Genomic DNA, 18,625 nt, shown 5'->3' on the forward strand with positions numbered 1-18,625 from the left:
TGGCCCCCGCCCGCGCCGGCAAATTCACGGCTCCGGGAATGCTTGCGGTCCACAACCTCTGACACAATTAAGTCCTATTATACCGCAGATAGGGCTATGGCCAAATAAGTTTTCAACGACGAGGGATTGTGGGGACTGGTCGCCTGCCGTTCGCTAGAGATGAGTTGGAACGTTGAGGGCGCCGGCTCGAGCCAAGGGGCGGTCTCGACCCTCAACTTGGAGCCGTTAACCCACGTCTCCAAGTTGCCAGTTCCCTAAGCGCCATGGACCGTGCCGCTAAGGGAACTCCCACAGCTGAACTCATCTCTAGCGAACTCTCGGCTACGACTAGTGGTTGGCAATCTAATTGGCTTAGCCCTACCGTCATGTAGGCAATACTAGTAGCGTTGAAGCTGTACATTGTTTATCAGCGCTCTGGCTAACTTAAACGTTCTCAAGTTTAAGTTAGTATACACTGATTCTAACGCTTAGCGACTACACAAAAGGAGTAGCCCGGTCACTGGTAATCGTGACCACAAGCTACTCCTTGAGAATGATTAATTTTTAAGCGGACCGGATCAGGGCAAGGCCGCCTCTCACCGGGGTCAGTCTGAAAACTAGTTTCAGTCCTGACCCTTTCCGGCACGACTGACTGTGTTTCAAATCTAGCCGTAACTTCGGCAACCATCGGCATACTAGGTGACGGCTAAGCACAGTCGTTCAGTTGATTGGTCACAACAGCCTCCGCAACATTGCGGACACCCAGGTTACACCACCCAGTTAAACCATCTCATACTCATCCGCTGGCACGTCGCGCAACAGGGGCGACAGCTCGCCCACACCGATTACGCTCAAGCGATGCATGGCTCGCGAACAGATGGTGTAGAGTAGCTGACGTTCGTCTTCGGCGTGATAGCGGCTGGCCGAGGCGTGCCAGACGATAACGCCGTCGAATTCCAATCCCTTGGCCAGGAAGGATGGTACCACGATGGTTCCCGGTGCCAGCCGTTGGTTTTCGGATTGGATCAGTGTCACAGCCACGCCGGCAGCCTTGAGCCGGTCGGTCAGCTCGCGACAATCGGCCAAGTCCTTGCCGATGATGGCCGTCGTTTCGTCCTCAGCTTCGTTTTGCTTGATCTGGGCGATGACCTTTTGTAAGGCCGCCTCTTCATTTTCCGCGACCGCCATGGTTGGCAGTTCACCCTCACGCGCAAAGGCCGTGACCGCCTCACCGTTTTTCAAGATGTGCTTGGTGAAATCGGTGACCTGTTGCGTCGAACGGTACGACTGCGTCAACTGCACGACGCGCGTCTTGTCGGGGTCAAACATCGTGCTCAATTCCTGCAAGAGCGTGCGGCTATTTTCCTTGGTGAAGATGGCCTGGTTCAGGTCTCCCAACATCGTGAACCGGGCGCGCGGGAAGCTGAACTTCAGGAAGGCCAGTTGAAAGGCGTTGTAGTCTTGGATTTCATCCATGAAAACGTAGCGCATGTCGCGTTCGCCGGACTTACCAGTCATTTTATCGTACAAATACAGGTACGGCGTGGTGTCGACCAGTTGCATGTGGTGGTCGCGTAATTTGGCCACGGTCTCCTCCACGCTGGCGTTCCAGTCGGCCACCGTGATGTGGTAGTCGTTGAGGTCGATGCGGTTGGGCATGTCGCGCAGCATGTGAACGTATTGGTTGTTGATGCTCAAGAACCGAGCCCGCACGATGGCCTTTCGAATCGGCTCAAAGGCCTTCATGACGATCTTTCGCGCCAGAAATTGCGTTTCCTTTTCGGACGAGTCGAATTCCCGCGGGTCATCCCCGTAGAGTGAATCCAACTCCTCTTTGCTCAGGTCCTGGATGGCATCTTCCACCCAGCGCGTCTTCATTTCACTGCTGATGCGCCGGTTTAAAATGCGAATCAACGCCTCTTTGGTAGCCTGCAGGCGGTTACCCAGGTGGTAGTTGCGGTTGAAGCTGTAATAGATCTCTTGAATTTTTTCTTTGGGAATGAAGACCTCACCCTGAAACTTGATGTTACGAAAGACCATGTCGTTGCTTTCCAAATGATCCGCGTAGGCCGTGACCGCGTCGAAAAAGGCCAGGCTCCCCTTCATTTGGTTGATCTTCTTTTGGGCCGGGGTGTTGGTCTCGCCAAAGCGCTGCGCCAGCGTTTCCACTTCAATCTTCGGCAAGCGGCGCCCGGCGTATTGGTAATAGGTCATCTGGACCATGTTGTGCTCGCCCAATTCCGGGAGCACCTGGTCGATGTAGTCGTTAAATAATTGGTTCGGTGAAAAGAGCATGACCTGACCCGCGTTCAAATGCCCACGGTACCGGTACAACAGGAACGCGACCCGTTGTAAAATGGCCGCCGTCTTCCCGGATCCCGCGGCCCCCTGGACAAACAGGAGGTCCGAAGCGGTGTCTCTGATGATCTGGTTTTGTTCCTTTTGAATCGTGGTGACGATGCTCTTCATCTTGGTGTCTGAATGTTCGCTTAACGCCGACAGCAGCATTTGGTCGGTCACGGTCTGATCGGTATCGTAGAGGGTCACAATCGTGCCATCTTCGATTTGAAATTGGCGCTTTAATTTGACGTTAACCGTTTGTTCGCCATCGGGCGTCTGGTAGCTGACATTGCCCAGCTCACCGTCATAGTAGATGCTTGAGATGGGCGCCCGCCAGTCATAGATCAGGAAATGGTCGGGCGAATCGGAAAAGGACCCCAGCCCGATGTAAATCGTTTCGACCTTGGCCTTGGGGCCTTCTTGAAAGTCGATGCGGGCAAAGTAAGCCTTCTTCTCCAGGCGCTGCAGCGTACTCAATTCCGTGGTGGCGTGTTGCCAACTGTTCTGCCGTTCGGCCAACAGTTGTTGTTGCTGCCGCACGGATAGCGCCGTTTCCAGCAAGCCTTCGTAACTATCCGTCTTGATACGCAAATCGTTGACGAAGTTCTTGCGGATGCCGGCTTCGTCACTTTCGGCAACGTCGATCCGTTCCTTAGCTGCCTTTTCGGCGGTCTTGATCTTTGCGACCACCGCGTCTAAATGTTCTTGCTCGTGGGCCTTGATTGAATCTGGCAAGCCAATCCCTCCTCAAATAACTGGGCAAACTACCCTGCTGCGAATTATCAGTCTGGTGCTAAAACCCGTGTGACCGCCTCGCCAGTTGCCTGCGGCTGCCGTACTGGTTTAGCTGTCGCCTTGCCAGTTGCCTGCGGCTGCCAGGGGTTCCGCCTGCTATGGGGGACACCTCCAGCCTGAGAAGCGGGCTTCCGGTTCGCTTGCAAGCCTCGCAAGACCCGCGAGTCTTCCAAGTCGCCCCACGCTGTAAGCTGAGACAAAACCTCAGCTAACACCGTCGACACAGCTGGCGCCACCCCTGGCCTCCTCCGGCACGATTGGCCGTGGCCAGACATGGAGTAACGCCATCAGCAAGCGTCACAGGTGGCGGACAAGCACAGTCGTTCAGTGAGTTGATCACGACAGTTTCACTGGCAACCACTACCGGAGCCGATAGTTCGCTAGAGATGAGTTCAGCTGTGGGAGTGCCCTTAGCGGCGCGGTTTCCGGCGCTTAGAGCACTGGCGTCTTTGAGACGGGTTTCTCGGCTCAAAGCGAGGTGGCGAGACCGCTCTTTGGCTCGCCCCGTCCGCCCTCAGCGTTCCAACTCATCTCTAGCGAACGGCAAGGCGGATAGCAACAATGTTGCCACTGCAAATACCATCTTACAGACCGCAACTGACGACTGTGGTAACAGGTTTTAGCACAATAATTCGACTTACCATTTTACACGCATTCAGACTATAAATAAAGTAAAGTGCCCGTCGTTAAATCACTTATTTACCAGCATCTTTGCTATAATGGAAGAGACTTTTTGCGGGGGTGAATTAGATGGATCAATTTTCCTTATTAATTATTTTAACTGCCGCCCTGGTGACGCCGCTGGTCATGGCCAAATTCAAGCTGACCGTGCTGCCGACCGCCGTGGTGGAGATTTTGGTGGGTATTCTGTTGGGCCCCAGTGTCTTAAACGTGGTCCACAGCAATGCCACCCTGTCCTTACTGTCGAACACCGGGGTCATCTTCCTGTTGTTCTTGAGTGGGATGGAGATCGATTTTAGCTTGTTTAATCGGCGCAAGAAACCGCAGACGCCACTGGCTGCCAAGGTGGCCGGCAGCGCGCCGAAGTATTCGCCGGTCTTTCTAGCGGTGACCAGTTACGCGGCCATCATGGTCACATCGCTACTGCTGGGCTTCATTTGCCAGTGGACGGGGCTGTTCAAGGACCCGTGGTTAGCGGCCATCATCTTCATGACCATTTCGCTAGGGATCGTCATCGCCACGCTCAAGGAAAAGGAGCTGCTGAGCAAACCCTTTGGCCAGACCATCTTATTGATCGCCGCTTTGGGGGAAATCGTGCCCCTGTTCTCTTTGACCGTTTACGCCTCGATCTTTGGCAACAACAGCCAGTCCCTGTGGCTTCTGTTGTTGGTCTTCCTAGCCGCCGGCGTGCTGTTCCGACGGTTCAAGCCGTTTTTTACCTTCTTTGACCGAATCAATAAGTCCACCACCCAACTGGACATTCGGCTGGCCTTCTTTCTGATCTTCAGTCTGGTGGTCATCGCCGAATCCGTGGGCGCCGAAGGAATTCTCGGAGCCTTCGTGGCCGGAATCGTGATGAAATTACTGCAGCCCCAAGAAGACACCATGGTGCGGCTCGACGGGATTGGCTACGGCTTTTTCATCCCCATCTTCTTCATGATGAGTGGAGCCGACTTGAACCTGCGCACCCTGCTGGCCGACCCGGCGACTCTCCTGTTGATTCCCGCCTTCTTTATCGCCTACCTGCTGGCCAAGGCCGCTGTTTACGGCATCTTGCGCCTACGTTTCAAACGAGGCAATGCCTTTGCTGGCACCGCCATCTCCGCCGCCACCATCACCATGGTTCTGGCGGTCTTGCAGGTGGCCAAATCCATGAAGGTCGTTACCAGCCAACAATCCGGGGCCTTCCTGCTGGCCGCCATCTTGACCTGCGTCCTGGGGCCGTTGCTGTTTAACACCGGCTATTCCGCTGAACCCGAGGACCTGAAGAAATCAACGGTCCACTTCATCGGCACCAATTTGCTCACGGTACCCGTGGCCCAACAGCTGGCCGAAAGTTGGTACGACATCACCATGTACACCGACAAACAAGCCAACTTCAAGACCTACAATTCGGAGGTCAACGCTAAACTCCTGGATTCTTTGGACACCGCGGCGGTGGAGGCCCAGGATGCCTTTGACGCCGATATCGTCGTACTGGGCCATTTCAACGCCACTAAGAACTACGAACTGGCCAAGGCGGCCAAGGCCTACGGGGTCAAACGCGTCATCGTGCGCTTCGAGGACCGCAACGTCTTGGACGCCCGCGAAGACGAGCTGACTGACCTGGGCATCGAAGTCTACAACACGCCCAACGTCAACATCGCCATGTTGCGTAGTCTGATTGAGGCCCCAACCACGCTGCGCCTGTTGACCGCCTCGACCTCGGCCGTTTACGAAGTTGCCCTGCGCAACCGGCGCTACACGGACCAGGAGATTCACAGTCTGCCATTTGTCAAAGACATCACCATCAGTCAGATTTTCCGCGAGGGCCACTTTGTCCGGCCAACCGGGAGCACGACGCTGAAATTCAATGACCGCATCATCTTCACCAGCAGTGCCGAGACCGCTCGTGAAATTCGGCGCGAACTAGGCATTCTGAATTAGAACTGTTACACTGGTGAAAGACCGTTTAACTGAAGTTTGGCAAATGACGTAATTCTTGGCGTTTTGGTTAATTGTTGACAGCGCCGTTGTGGAAACCAGCCGCCTACCGTCCGTCAAATATGGGTTGGAACGCGGTGGGCGGACCGGACCGAGCCTGAAAGACGGTCTCGGCCTCGCTTTGAGCCGAAAATCGCGTCTCAAAGACGCCAGTTCCCTAATCGGCATGAATCGCGCCGCTAAGGGAACTCCCACGGCTGAACCCATATTTGACGAACTCTCGGCTACAAAAGTGCTTCGTAGTATTCGCTGTCTTAACCCTCAGTGGCAATTAGCTTCTGTCCAATAACGTGAACGAACCTTGAAAATTAGTAGGTTTTTCTCAATATTCAAAACAAATCAACGCCCCACCTTCAAGCTTCAGAACAAACCCGATTTCAACCTGCAAACAGGTTACCCAACCATCACCGATTGCCCACAACCACGGCATTTCGGCGTCCAGCAAAGGAGAGAAAGACATGGCAACAGTTGAACTTTATTTGGTGCGTCACGGCCAAACGTATTTGAACAAGTACCACCGCATCCAAGGGTGGTCCGACTCCCCCCTGACCGCGAAGGGAATCGCCGACGCCAAGCGCGCCGGCGAGCGGTTAGCCAAGATTGGCTTTGCCGCCGCTTATGCCAGTGACACGACGCGGGCCCAAAACACGGCCAAAAACATCTTAGCCGCCAATCAAGCCCCCGTTGCACTGACGACGGAACCCGCTTTCCGCGAAGAAAACTTCGGCTACTTCGAAGGCCTCGACACCGGTTTGACCTGGCACACGCTGGGCACGCCGGTCGGCTTGGATTCCTTCAATGCCATGATCGCCAAGCTGACGATTGAAAAGACCAAGGACATGTTCCACGCCCAAGATCCGTTTGGCGATGCCGAAGATAATGACGCCTTCTGGGCCCGGGTTCAACCCGGCTTGGACCACGCCATCGCGGCAGCCAACGACGGCGACCGCCTATTGATTGCCACCCACAGCACGACCATCCGCAGCATCGTTTCCAAGTATTCGGACATCGACGTCTCCGTGCCGGTCGATAACGGGAGCATCACCAAGCTTACCGTCACTGATGGTCAATACAAAGTTAATTATTACAACAACACGACGGGTCAGGTAAAGTAACTCGTCGAAAGCGAGACTGGGGCGTGACCCTGGCCTCTTTTTTTTAACCACACATTTTTACTAACGAAATTCCCGGGCAATTGGTCACCCCTTGCTACCTAGTTTCATGAAATTCTTAACCTTTCTAAGAATTCGTCATTACAAAAAAGGGCAACACGATAGTTTAACTATCATGCACCCTTAAGGATTATATAGTAAAGGCAGATTAAACCACCTGCCCTACAGATAGTACTCTAGTCTCTCGTGATAATCGGCACGCTTGTGCACCATTCTGAGAAGCCTTACACCACTTCATCAACCAATTAAGTACCACGAATGTTTACTACTATCTGCTTGTAATCTTAGCTCAGATGAACAATCTCATCAGACTTTGCCAACACAGACTGAGAATGAGTTGCAACGATGACTACCTTGCCCATCTGAGCAAAGCTCCTTAGACTATCCAAAACTATATTTTCATTCTCAGCATCTAAAGCCCCAGTCGGCTCATCAGCCAAAATTATCGGCGGATCTTTTAATAACATTCTAGCTAATGCAACACGTTGGCATTCGCCGCCAGACAATGTAAAAACCTTTCGCTTCAAGTAAAATCCATCTAAACCAAACTGCTTTAACGCTAACTCTAATTGTTCTAAACCATACTTTTTCGTAATCATTAGGTTAGATTTTACTGTCTCATCATCAATGAGTGCGTAGTTTTGAAATAGATACCCTAAGTAATCACGCAAATAACGACGATTGTTAATATCACTAATGTTCTGACCTCGAAAGTGAATCGTTCCACTATCTAAGTTCTCTAAGGTGGCAATGCAATTCAACAACGTTGATTTACCGGCACCCGATGCACCTGAAATTGCATAAATTTTCCCCGGCTCAAACTTCAGGCTCAGGTCCTCGAAAATTTGGTGGTCATTAAAAGCTTTGGCTGCCATTGATATTTCTAACATTAGTTGTCTCCCTTCAGACTAGCCCCAATGTACATAACATTTTTCTTGGATTTAACGTAGAAAATCAAAAACGTAATGAGAGAATCGACAAGATAATACACTGATGTAAGATGTAAGCTATGACTAACAATCAGACTAAGCATCCATTCACTAATGATCAGTACAGCTAAAACTAGTCCAAACCTATAGTGCGTTTTCAATAAGGACTGCCCCATTAGCGTGCGTATTGCATGAGTGCGCTGATAGATTCCAAAGTAGAGAGAACATGCCAATACACATTCAAAAACAAACAACCCAATCATTAATCCTAAAATAATTGATAGCTGCATCACTTTTGACTGTTGCTCTTGATATATTTTACTAGCGTAACTCTTAATATTGGTATATCCCCCAATATGTTTGTACATCCCCAAGGATACCAACTTTCGGTTAAGCTTGTGGTAATCGGTAAAACTAAAGGCATTGTTGGACATCATGGCATTCCATAAACGGTTGGCATCTGAGTTTGACCCGTTGAGTGATTCCGGCGAAACAACAATAATTACTGGATCTGGAACACTGCTTGCATAATATCCCATATCTAAACTCGCTGGATTGTAAGTCAGACGATTTTGATTATTCTTGACCAAGTGGACTGCCACCTTGGCATTTCCATCTTTAAACATATGACTTAGTCCCATCTGCTCTACATATTTTTGGGTCAATCTATTCGCCTGATTTTTCAACTTTTCAGGGAATAAGAAATGTGTTACAGCATCGTTTGCATTAAACGACATTTTATTTCCATACCCATCCATCACATGATTGAGTCTGAGGTATTCCGCATTTACAACTAAAACATTTCCACCGTTATAGTAATCCGAATAATCATTGAAGTTTAAACGCCCGGAGCCTTCCGCACTATTATAACCAGCATAATTCGAAATTAAGCCGTGATGCTTAGATGTCCATTCCACTAGCTTATAGGTTTGCTTATCTTCTGTATCCTGCTCCTCACTAGTAATATTCATGGAAAGACTTGGGCTATAACGTTCTTGTAATTTTGACCAAGTTGAAACTTGGCCCTTGATTTCCTGATTAGTATTTAGCTGTTGTCCCAAGGTCAATAATGAAGCAAGAATTATAACTTCAGTTATAGTTTTTACGACTAGGACGATGACTAAGGTCAATCGGTTCTTAGCCGAGCCCTTTATTGTTGGTAAAATAGTGGCTCTATTATAGGACCAAGACCAGATAATTCCAGCAATTAGGTAAACGATTAATTGGGTCGCATATAGTATTAAGGCAAAATATGTCACTAACCAGACTACTCCCCAATGATGTGTTGAAAACAACACAATGAGATTGATACTATAAGCTGCGATATAACCAGAAAGGAATACAAGCTGATCTTTAATAAACCGCTTCTTAAAGATAGTTAGTTTGCTCACACCTTGTAAATACATAATGTTGGAAGCTCTCGACGCCTTAAAATTGAAAACAATCAAGCTTAAAAACAAAAGTAGCAGTATCAGTTCTAAAAAGACGTCAAAATAATTATCTTCAAGAAAATCACTTACTTGCCAATTCCAATTATCAGAACTTCTCTGAAAAGATAGCCCTAAGCGATTGAGTTCTTGGCTGACGATTTTTTGGTTAACATCTCCAAAAACGTATAGCGGGTATCGAAGATCGCTAGTCAAAAATTCAGAACGAGTTGCCATATCCGATTTTATTACTTGGCTTTTTGAAAAATGATGAGACTTACCCAAAACATAGTAGGCTTGACGAGTTTTGGTACCAACCTTTGGAACCGAGAACTCTTTAACAATATTAATGTTATTCTTATTAGCAAATGTTTCTAGGTTTTTGTTTATCTCATCCGATGTAAACTTGTTTGAACTCGCAGTAATATTAAAAGGCTTTCTTAAACTGGAAATTCCATGAGAACTCACTGACTGCCCAAAACTGAACAACAATAAGCCAAAACAACTAGCAACGATTACAAACACAATATTCCGAATTTTGGTCATTTTAACTCCTTGATAAAAGGCTTGGTAGAGCTTACCAAGCCTTCATAATAAAAATACTTGATGGGGGTCAGTGAAGATTGGATGAAATCAGGTTAAAAGGATTAGTCTAAGTTGTGCATAACCGTAATACCTTCAGTATCTGCACTACTCTTCCCGCCTAAGTATTTGTAGTTATAGCCGGTCCTATTATGGTGCTTTGTTTGAACAGTTCTTGCAATGGATGCTTGATTAACATATGCCCAAGGACCCGTTCGACGACCATTGTTACCCGGTTGATCATTGTTAGCAATAGCATACGTCTTGTACCGTGGGTTAGTCGTATCCGTTTCTGAGATAACGTGCTTACCATCCATTGTTTAATAGTGTAATCCCCAATTATATCTACCAGCCAAGGCCGCATGAGCGGTGGTAGCCCCTAGAGTAGTGATGGCCATTAAAGCAAGGCAGCTACGTTTGATGATCTTTGCATTTAGTTCCATTGTGAAACCTTCTGTTGTTTTTTATCGACAGTTTACCCTGTCGATAAAGTTAGATTATCATATTCGTTGCAGACGTTCAACGCCAAATGATTCGTGTATTACACGAATATTAACAAATTTATACTACGAATGCTGCTATAAGTGGCTTAAATACGAAAAATCCAGGATTTTCAATCACTTAAAATTTATTTTTTTGTACAAATATTATTTCTATTATTATTCACTATTCAGGATAGTTAATGCCGCCATTGCAGCGTTTAAAGCGTCTTCAAACTGATTTTAATAAATGAAAGATCTTTAGACAGACAGTCTCTTTTTTTGACGTCTTACAATTGATGCCACATTACAAAAACATTTGTTAAGCCTTCTGTTTAGCCTTCTGTCCAAACTGTGCTATATTAAGGGCATAGCAAAGGCCGGCGTTAGAGCACCGGCCTTGCAAGCCGCTTTGTGAGCGGAGACAGTTACGACAAATGAGTCGCCCGACTATCAGAGTAGTGAGGGGCGGCTTTTTGAGTTACCGACGATTGCCGTGATGACGGTCGACTAAAATCATCAATGTGGCGAATGCCAGCATCAATGACAGTGTGTCAAACACACTCATAATCCGCGAAGCCTTTCCTTAAGCAAAAAAGCCCCCCACACGCAAAAGCACCTACCCCCAGATTATCGGGTAGGTGCTTTTAGTCGTTTACTTTTACATTAAATCTCAGTCCTGAAACCCCGCAAACAGGTTCACAAAGGCACTGTCGGCGCGGTAGAACACCGGAGGCATCCCCACTGGTGCCGCGACCGTGACCGTCTGGTGGCCGTCGAAACGCTCACCGCTCCAGAGATGGCACCACTCGCCACCTGGCAAGTAAAGCGTCCGGTCCGTTTGATTTGGCGCTAAGACCGGCGCTACCAGCAGGTCACTGCCTAACGTGTAGCTGGTCTGATTTTCCCAGGTCTGTGCGTCTTCCTCGTCACTGAGGAGTAGTGGCCGCATCACCGGCAATCCGGTAGCAGTATTTTCCTGCATGACCGCGCGCAGGTACGGTGCCAAACGTTGGTGGACCTGCGTCAAGCGCGCCACCTGCCGCATCGTGGCGAAGTCGTCGTAGTACTGGAAGTTCTCCGCTGGCCGGTTGCCTTCGTGGGTCCGCATAACCGGCGTGAAGGCCCCGAGTTCCAGCCACCGTAGCCACAGTTCCTTGGTGCGGTCGTTGCCAAACAGGCTGGTGTAGCCGCCGATGTCCGGGTGATTCAACCCGTTACCGGTCAGTCCCGACGTCAACATCCCCGTCAACGCGGACGGCAAGCCATCGTCGGGGGTCCAGTCGACACTTTGGTCCCCCGCCCATAATAGCGGCGCATAGCCTTGCGTACCGGCACCGCCAGCGCGGAAGAACGGCACGACCTCACCCAATTTACCGGTGTGCTCGAGCGCATCACGGTTGAGCTTGGCCCACAGCACCGGCCACTGGTTGTGCGCCAGCATCGGGTCGGCCTTGCCGTAGAGCTGGACGTCCGTTGGCAAATACTCACCGAAGTCGGCCATCCACCCGCTCATGTCAAAGTCGATCAGTCGCTGTTCCACGATGCCTTGATACCAACTGTAGGCAGCGGGATTCAAGAGGTCCACGACGCCGCAGTTGAACTCGCCAAAGTCGACCAGATAGACGCTGCCATCGGCTTTGGTTGCCAGGTAACCGGCGTCCTTAGCCGTTGCAAACAGCGGTCCGTCGTCGACCACGTACGGGTTGATGTAGCCGAGAAACCGAATCCCCCGTTGACGCCACTCCCGGATCAATTGGTCCAAGCCCGGGTAAAACTCTTGATCCCAGTGCCAGTCCCAGTGCAGGCGTTTACCAAAGCTGGTGATCAGCGGACCTTCCCAGTCTTGGAGCCACACGCCCGCAACCTTGATGCCGGCGCGTTGGGCGGCTGCGACGCGTTGGCGAACCACCGCCGTGCCGCCCTGCAGACCGAGCACGATGCCGTCGCCCAGCCAGTCGGGCAAGACGGGTTGGGTGCCGAACCAGTCCTTGGTCAGCCGGACTAAGCCCGCCAATGTCGGCGCCGTGCCCAACCAGACCGCCGTCGGAATCGCCCAGGCACTGAGCTCCGTGAAGCGCTGATCAGTGAAATCCAACACCGCGTAGGCCGACGTTTCCAGGTGGACCAGTTGATGCCGGCTGGTCAGATACGTGGCCTGCGGGTAGTTCGAGGTGTAGTAGTCCCCGCCCCCGCCATTGTTGCGGTCGGCGGCTTGGGTGATGGCCGTTTGCTTATTGCGGCCCACCCCGGGTTCAGAGGTCCAAATTGGAAATTTCCGGCCGGCCAGGTTCAGGTAACTCATCTGTTCCCCGCCACCGTAGAAGCGGTCGCTAGGTTCGGCCACCAATCGCAACCAAAAGCGGTTGAGCTTGCCGGCCAACGCCTGAAACTGCAGCCGCCAGCTGTGATTGACGTAACGCAGGGTCACGCGCAAATAGCTGGGACTGTCGGTGGCTGGCGCCAAGTCCAGCGTCGCCGAATTCAGCGTGCTAGTCAGGTCTTTGACGTAGGGCAAGTCGATGCGTTCGACCTGCGTATCGCGCAACTGGAAGTTCCCCTGGTTCATTTTCACTTGGCTGTGACCATCCCCCACCGCAATCGCGGGGTGTTGGCGCGTACTGTGCAGGCTGGCGTCAGATTGATGGGCCCACCGTAACGACCAGTCGTCGCGCACGGCTTCGTCACGCACAGTTAAATGATCACCGTCTAAACAAATTTGCATGGGTTACCTCCTAATACTGGGTCACCGGCAGCCGGAGCCATTGGCCCAACCACTTGATGGCCGTGGTGTAGTCACCGTAGACCAGGGCAAAATGAGATTCGGCCCCACTCTGCGCTAAATCGTCGACCAATTCAGTGATAGGCAGGTCGACTTGGACCTTGCCGGAAAAGCCATTGTATTGGTTTTCGACCGGCAACGCCTTGCCGTGAATGCTGATCAAATGGTAGCCGTCGGTGTCGTAGTGGACCCGCAGTAAAGTGACCTCACCGGGCTTTAAGGAGCCGTCGACACTAACGCCGATCTTGCGGTTCGGGTGCACGCCCGCCGTAGCCGGATAATCCGGGTTAGCCAGGTCATACGGCCCGTAATCGTGCCAAATGGTCAAGCTGTTGTCGGTCTCATCCAACCGGCACAGGTCGCCCAAGAAGACGGGGTGTTGGTGCCCATTCAAGGCTTGCAGCGCGTACATCGACACGGCCCCGTGAATGTCGCCTTCCTCGGCCACTGGCGTCTTTTGATTGGTCAGTTGTGAGAAGACGCCACCGGGAGCGCTGTCGAATTTGTCAAAGAAATCAGGCCAGCACCGCGAGGCAATGGCACCCAGCCCATCGGCGTGCACGTGGTCTTGCATGACCGTCACGTACTGAGCCATCTTGATTGCCCGGGGATCAGCCGGATCTAAGTCCTTCAAATGATCCTGGGCATAGGTCAACTGATCGGCGTATGCGGCCGGCGCCAACTTGCTAGCCGCCTTAAAGGCCTCGTCAATGCTGTAATGCTTCAAGGACACGCCGAGTTGGTCGCGCAATTCTTGGGGATTGGTCCCGGAGAAGTTAAAGCCAGGTGGGAACGTCCCCACCACGCCGACCGTCAGCTGTTGCAGGTCGTGGTAAGCGTCAACCGAGCTGATAAATTGCCGAACGGCCGTTGCCCCAGCAGCCTCGTCGACCCCACCAATGAATTGTTGGTAGACTTGACCGTGCATGTGCAGGTAGTTGGCCGTGCTCAACAGGCCGGTCATGGCGTTGAGATGCAGCCAACCGTGCACGCTGGGTTCCTTTTCGATCAGTAATAAAATTGGGACCGAGTAGCGCTTGACCAGTTCCGTCACGAATTCTTGGCCGGTGAAGGTCAGTTGCTGGAAGATGATGGCCGTGGGTTCTTCGGCGAGGTTTTCAATGAAGGCCAACAGCTCATCTGGTTCGCCTAAGGGCGCATCCGGGGCCACGATGTCAGGCGCAATCAATTGAAGCGTGGCCAACGTGGTTTCAAACCGTTTTTGGGCCAGTTCGGCGTCGAATTTCCGCCGGACGACTGGAATATAAACGAGACTCATGGCCTACGCCTCCTTTGGGGTGTTGTCCCACGCATCTTGGAACCGCTTGAGGCCCAGATCCGTGTATGGGTGATAGAAGCTGTCGCGGTAAACGTCCAAGCCGGCCGTCACGATGTCGGCACCAGCCTTGGCTGCTTCCACGATTTGGTGACCGCTACGGACCGCGGCGACAATGATTTCCGTGTCGTAGCCATAGTTGCGGTAGATCTGGGCGATGTCTTTGACGTAGCCCATGCCGTCTTCACCGTTCAGTTCCTTCCAGTTGACAAATGGTGAGGCGTACTTGGCGCCAATCTTGGCGGGCATGATGGCTTGCGCGGCGGAGAAGATCAGCGTCACGTTGGTACGGATGCCCTCTTGTTCCAAGTGCCGGGCGGCAATAATGCCGTTTTCCGTTGCCGGAATCTTGATGGCAAAGTTATCGGACTTTTGATGAATCTTTTCGGCCATGGCAATCATGTCGGCCGATTCAGTCAGATGCGGATTGATTTCGATTGAGATGGGGAAATCGGGCTTGTCGGCCGCAAAGTCCGCCAAGTTTTGCACGGCCACCATGAAGGGTTGACCGCTAGCTTGGATGTGCTTGGGGTTCGTGGTGACCCCGTCGATCCCGTAATTTTCGTAGGCATAGGTAATTTCGTCCATTTTGGCACTATCTAAAAAATATTTCATGGTTCACAGACATCCTTTCAATCTTTAACTGTAGTTGCTTCAACGACAGCGTCCTTATCGCGGCGCTTCAATAATTGCACCAAGACCTCGTGGTAGCGCTTTTCGGTCAGCGGGTAGAGGTAGTGCATGATGATCACGGTCATGATGGCCATGGCGGCTGAATAGAAGAACATCAGTCCGCGAATCCCCAACAAGGCCGTGGCCGTCTGTTGTTGGTTCGGCACGTAGCCAACCCAAGTCAAGATGATCCCGGGAACGAAGCCGGCAATGGCTTGAGAAAGCTTCCGGAAGTACGTGAAGGCAGAGTAGACCATCCCTTCGGAACGAATCCCACTTTGCCACTCGCCGTATTCCACACAGTCGGAGACCAGCGCCCAGTTCAACGCACTGGTAAAGCCGTTCCCCAGGTAAGCGATACTGGTGAAAATGACCAGGAGTACGGTGTTGCTGGCAAAGAAGAACCCTAAAATATCGGCGGTGGCCCAGATGACACAGCCCATCGAATAAACGGTCTTCTTGTCAAAGCGCTTGGTCAACAGTGGGACCAGGGCAACGGCGACGAAAACCATCCCGATACTGAAGAAGCCCAGATACGAAACGGCCGTGTTGTCCTTTAAGATGTATTCACAGTAGTAGACCTGAACGGCTAATTTCAAGTTGAACGCCGAGAAGGTAAACAGGTTCACGATACATAGCGTGACCAGTGGCCGGTTCTTCAATAAGGCCTTGAAGCTCTTCTTCAGATCTTCCTTGGTGGCCTTAGGCTTCGGCGCTTCCTTGTAGACTTCCTTGATGTTGAAATAAGAGATCCACTGGCAGGCTACCCCGACGACAGCAAAGCCAATGACCGCGACCGTGTAGCCTTCGTGGTCGGTCGGCAACATGTTGACGATGGGCATGAACCCAATCGTCGCTAGCATCAGCCCCAGATTGGAGCCGGCTTGCCGAAATGAGGCCAATTCGGATCGTTCCTGACTGTTACGCGTCATCGTGGGAATCATGGAACCAAAGGGCACGTTAGAAATCGAGTAGACGGTCCCAAAGATCATGTAGGAAATGTAGGCCCAGATCATCTTACCGGTGACCGAGAAGTCCGGTACCGAGAAGTTAGCAATCAACAGTAAGGCCAACGGAATCGCGGCCCAAAGAATGAACGGCCGGTATTTCCCCCGGGGCCCAATGTTTTGGCGGTTATCGATCCAAGTCCCCACGCTCATGTCCATGAACGCGTCCCAGACCTTGGCCACCAGAAAGACGGTCCCCGCTAAGGCTGCGGGCAGCTGTAAGACGTCGGTGAAGTATTTCAATAAGTAAAGTTGCCCCATGTCAAACAGGAAATTGTTCCCAACATCCCCGATGGCATACCCCAGCTTGTTACGCAGGGTCGTGGTCCGTGGAGCGACCTCTTCGGTAAATTCTTTCGTGGTGCTTGCGGCATTATCACTCATTTAACCGCCTCCTTATTTTGGATACACAACGATTTTGGCATTCATAAATTCCATGATGCCCAGATCGCTCATTTCACGGCCGTAGCCTGAGTTCTTGACGCCGCCAAATGGCAGTTCTGGAATCCCGGTCGACCCCTTGTTGATAAAGACTTGCCCGGTCGCCATCCGACTGGCCACGCGGTGTGCGCGGTCTTCATCCGCAGAGAACACGGCCCCTGCCAGCCCAAATGGCGTGGCGTTGGCAATCTTCACGGCTTCGTCATCGGAATCGACCACGTATAACTGGGCCACGGGGCCAAAGAATTCTTCTTGGCTAGCCGGATTATCAGGCGCGATGTCCCCCAGTAAGGTCGGCATGAAGCCGGTCGCCTCACCAGTCGGGCCCCCCGCCACAATTGCGGTTGCCCCGTGTTGCACGGCGTTATCGACCTGTTGGGCCAGCTTTTCTTGACCGCGCTTAGACGCCAGTGGTGCCAGCGTGGTCTTGGGATCCATCGGGTCGCCCACGACCTGCGCGGTGAAAATACGCTTAAGCCCCGCAACAAATTCGTCGGCAACTTCGCGGCGGACGATGAACCGCTTGGCTGAGGTACACGTTTGCCCCGAGTTCCGTAATCGGGAAATGGCAGATTCCTTGATGGCATTGTCCATGTCCGCATCGTCTAAGATCAGGCAGGCATCGCTACCACCGAGTTCCAGCGTACTCTTGGTCAGGTTTTGCCCCGCCAAGCCCGCGAGTTGCCGGCCCACGGGTTCGGAACCGGTAACGGCCAGGCCTTGGACCCGTGGATCCGCAATCACTCTAGCCACTTGGTCATGGGTCAAGCAGAGGTTTTGGAACGCCCCCACCGGCATGCCGGCCTTACGCGCGGCATCTTGAATCAACGCGGCACATCCGGCAACGGAGCTGGCATGCTTCAAGATGACGGGGTTACCCGCCAAGTAATTGGGCGCCAGCACCCGAATCACCTGGGTGTACGGGAAGTTCCAGGGTTCCACGCTCATGATGATACCCGTGGGCGCGTATTCCAGTTGCGCGTGGGCGTCGTTTGGCCCATAGACATACGGCTTGGGGGTCAAGAAAGCTTCCCCATGATTGGCATAATACCGCGTAATGTTGGCGGCGGCATGGGATTCGCCTTGCCCTTCTTTAAAGAGCTTGCCCATGTTGTGGGCCGCCTCTTCGGCGAATTTATCGGCTTCATCGTCAAAAATCTGCGCGAATTTTAGCAAATGTTGCGCCCGTTCATAGCGGGTCGTCGGTTGTTCCTCAAAGTATTTTGCGCTCGTGGCCAGGGCCTGGTCGACCTCGGCATCAGTTGCGTCCGGGTAAGACCGGTATTCAGCGCCGGTCATTGGATCGATTACACGGTAAGACATAGCAGACACCAATCCTTTCAAAATTCGAAACTACCTCCATTATGCAAGTCGAATTTGTGAAAATTGTGAAGATAAATCCAATATAATGTTAAGGTATCTTCACATTTGCTTAGGGAAACTTATCGCTGGCTTAACGGAAACCTAATGTAAGCTTAAATGGCGGTTTAACAGGATGTAAGCGTTGCATAAGTAGGTAGGCAGTGAACGGGTTAGGCTCTGAACTTTATGCAAAAAGTCGAACCATCCCGGCCAAGCCATTAGGCAGATTGTGCACGAATTATTTTGTCAGATGACCAGTCGCTACTTGCGGACCTGGCCGACCACACCGGGCGACCAGGGCGAGACCAGAGACGAGCCCGCTGCCTGTCTGAAACCGCGGCCCGCGTCTCAAAGACGCCAGATACCTCGCCCCACCTCACCCGCTAAGGCAACGCTCAAAGCTGCGCGCATACCGGATGCCACTTACAGCGGTATTTGTGCATATCCGCAGCAAGTGGCGCACGCTTCAGCTACGTAAAGACGACCACCTCGACCAATGCGTTGTCTCGGCGCAAAAAAACGGTTCTATGATATTTGGTGTTGATGGAGAACTCCATCGACGCCATTTTTGTATAAAAAAAGAGGCATATCACCTCTGTGCTACAATCAAGTCGTCGAAACCAATTGAAAGCGAGGAAAATGATATGTCCCAAGAACA

Annotated in this window: 11 protein-coding genes; 2 read left to right on the forward strand and 9 right to left on the reverse strand. The window is 51.8% G+C overall.

Features of this window, described 5'->3' with window-relative positions; genetic code table 11:
* Positions 1 to 759: 759 nt before the first annotated feature.
* Positions 760 to 3,054: an RNA polymerase recycling motor HelD gene (helD, locus tag EGT51_RS04705; protein ID WP_135367615.1), complete on the reverse strand. Its 2,295-nt coding sequence runs from the start codon at positions 3,052 to 3,054 to the stop codon at positions 760 to 762.
* A gap of 810 nt (positions 3,055 to 3,864) precedes the next feature.
* On the opposite strand from helD, the gene EGT51_RS04710 reads away from it, so the two are divergent.
* Complete coding sequence (locus EGT51_RS04710) at positions 3,865 to 5,721, forward strand: cation:proton antiporter domain-containing protein (RefSeq protein WP_135367616.1); 1,857 nt, start codon at positions 3,865 to 3,867, stop codon at positions 5,719 to 5,721.
* Positions 5,722 to 6,236: 515 nt separating this feature from the next.
* Entirely contained in the window at positions 6,237 to 6,893 is a 657-nt protein-coding gene (locus tag EGT51_RS04715; protein ID WP_135367617.1) for a histidine phosphatase family protein, read from the forward strand.
* Between the two features lie 341 nt (positions 6,894 to 7,234).
* Here EGT51_RS04715 and EGT51_RS04720 read toward each other — a convergent pair whose 3' ends face one another.
* The 8 genes from EGT51_RS04720 to EGT51_RS04750 all read right to left on the reverse strand — a co-directional run bounded on the left by EGT51_RS04720 (position 7,235) and on the right by EGT51_RS04750 (position 17,928).
* Entirely contained in the window at positions 7,235 to 7,840 is a 606-nt protein-coding gene (locus EGT51_RS04720) for an ATP-binding cassette domain-containing protein (RefSeq protein WP_135367618.1), read from the reverse strand.
* Positions 7,840 to 9,852: a hypothetical protein gene (locus tag EGT51_RS04725; RefSeq protein WP_135367619.1), complete on the reverse strand. Its 2,013-nt coding sequence runs from the start codon at positions 9,850 to 9,852 to the stop codon at positions 7,840 to 7,842. Before EGT51_RS04725 ends, EGT51_RS04720 begins: the two co-directional genes overlap by 1 nt.
* Positions 9,853 to 10,848: 996 nt before the next feature.
* The gene (locus tag EGT51_RS13185; RefSeq protein ID WP_225428680.1) at positions 10,849 to 10,935 is read right to left on the reverse strand and encodes a putative holin-like toxin; all 87 of its coding nucleotides are present in this window, start codon (positions 10,933 to 10,935) and stop codon (positions 10,849 to 10,851) included.
* Between the two features lie 105 nt (positions 10,936 to 11,040).
* Positions 11,041 to 13,092, reverse strand: a complete 2,052-nt coding sequence (locus tag EGT51_RS04730; RefSeq protein ID WP_135367620.1) for an alpha-glucosidase — start codon at positions 13,090 to 13,092, stop codon at positions 11,041 to 11,043.
* Positions 13,093 to 13,102: 10 nt separating this feature from the next.
* The gene (locus EGT51_RS04735; protein WP_135367621.1) at positions 13,103 to 14,428 is read right to left on the reverse strand and encodes a hypothetical protein; all 1,326 of its coding nucleotides are present in this window, start codon (positions 14,426 to 14,428) and stop codon (positions 13,103 to 13,105) included.
* Positions 14,429 to 14,431: 3 nt separating this feature from the next.
* Positions 14,432 to 15,100: a transaldolase family protein gene (locus tag EGT51_RS04740; protein ID WP_135367622.1), complete on the reverse strand. Its 669-nt coding sequence runs from the start codon at positions 15,098 to 15,100 to the stop codon at positions 14,432 to 14,434.
* Between the two features lie 17 nt (positions 15,101 to 15,117).
* Positions 15,118 to 16,548 (reverse strand): glycoside-pentoside-hexuronide (GPH):cation symporter, encoded by a 1,431-nt coding sequence (locus tag EGT51_RS04745; protein ID WP_135367623.1) that lies wholly within the window; start codon positions 16,546 to 16,548, stop codon positions 15,118 to 15,120.
* A gap of 12 nt (positions 16,549 to 16,560) precedes the next feature.
* Entirely contained in the window at positions 16,561 to 17,928 is a 1,368-nt protein-coding gene (locus EGT51_RS04750; RefSeq protein ID WP_135367624.1) for an aldehyde dehydrogenase family protein, read from the reverse strand.
* Positions 17,929 to 18,625: the final 697 nt, after the last annotated feature.

It is taken from the genome of Levilactobacillus suantsaiihabitans (genome assembly GCF_004745505.1).
GTDB classification, from domain to species: domain Bacteria; phylum Bacillota; class Bacilli; order Lactobacillales; family Lactobacillaceae; genus Levilactobacillus; species Levilactobacillus suantsaiihabitans.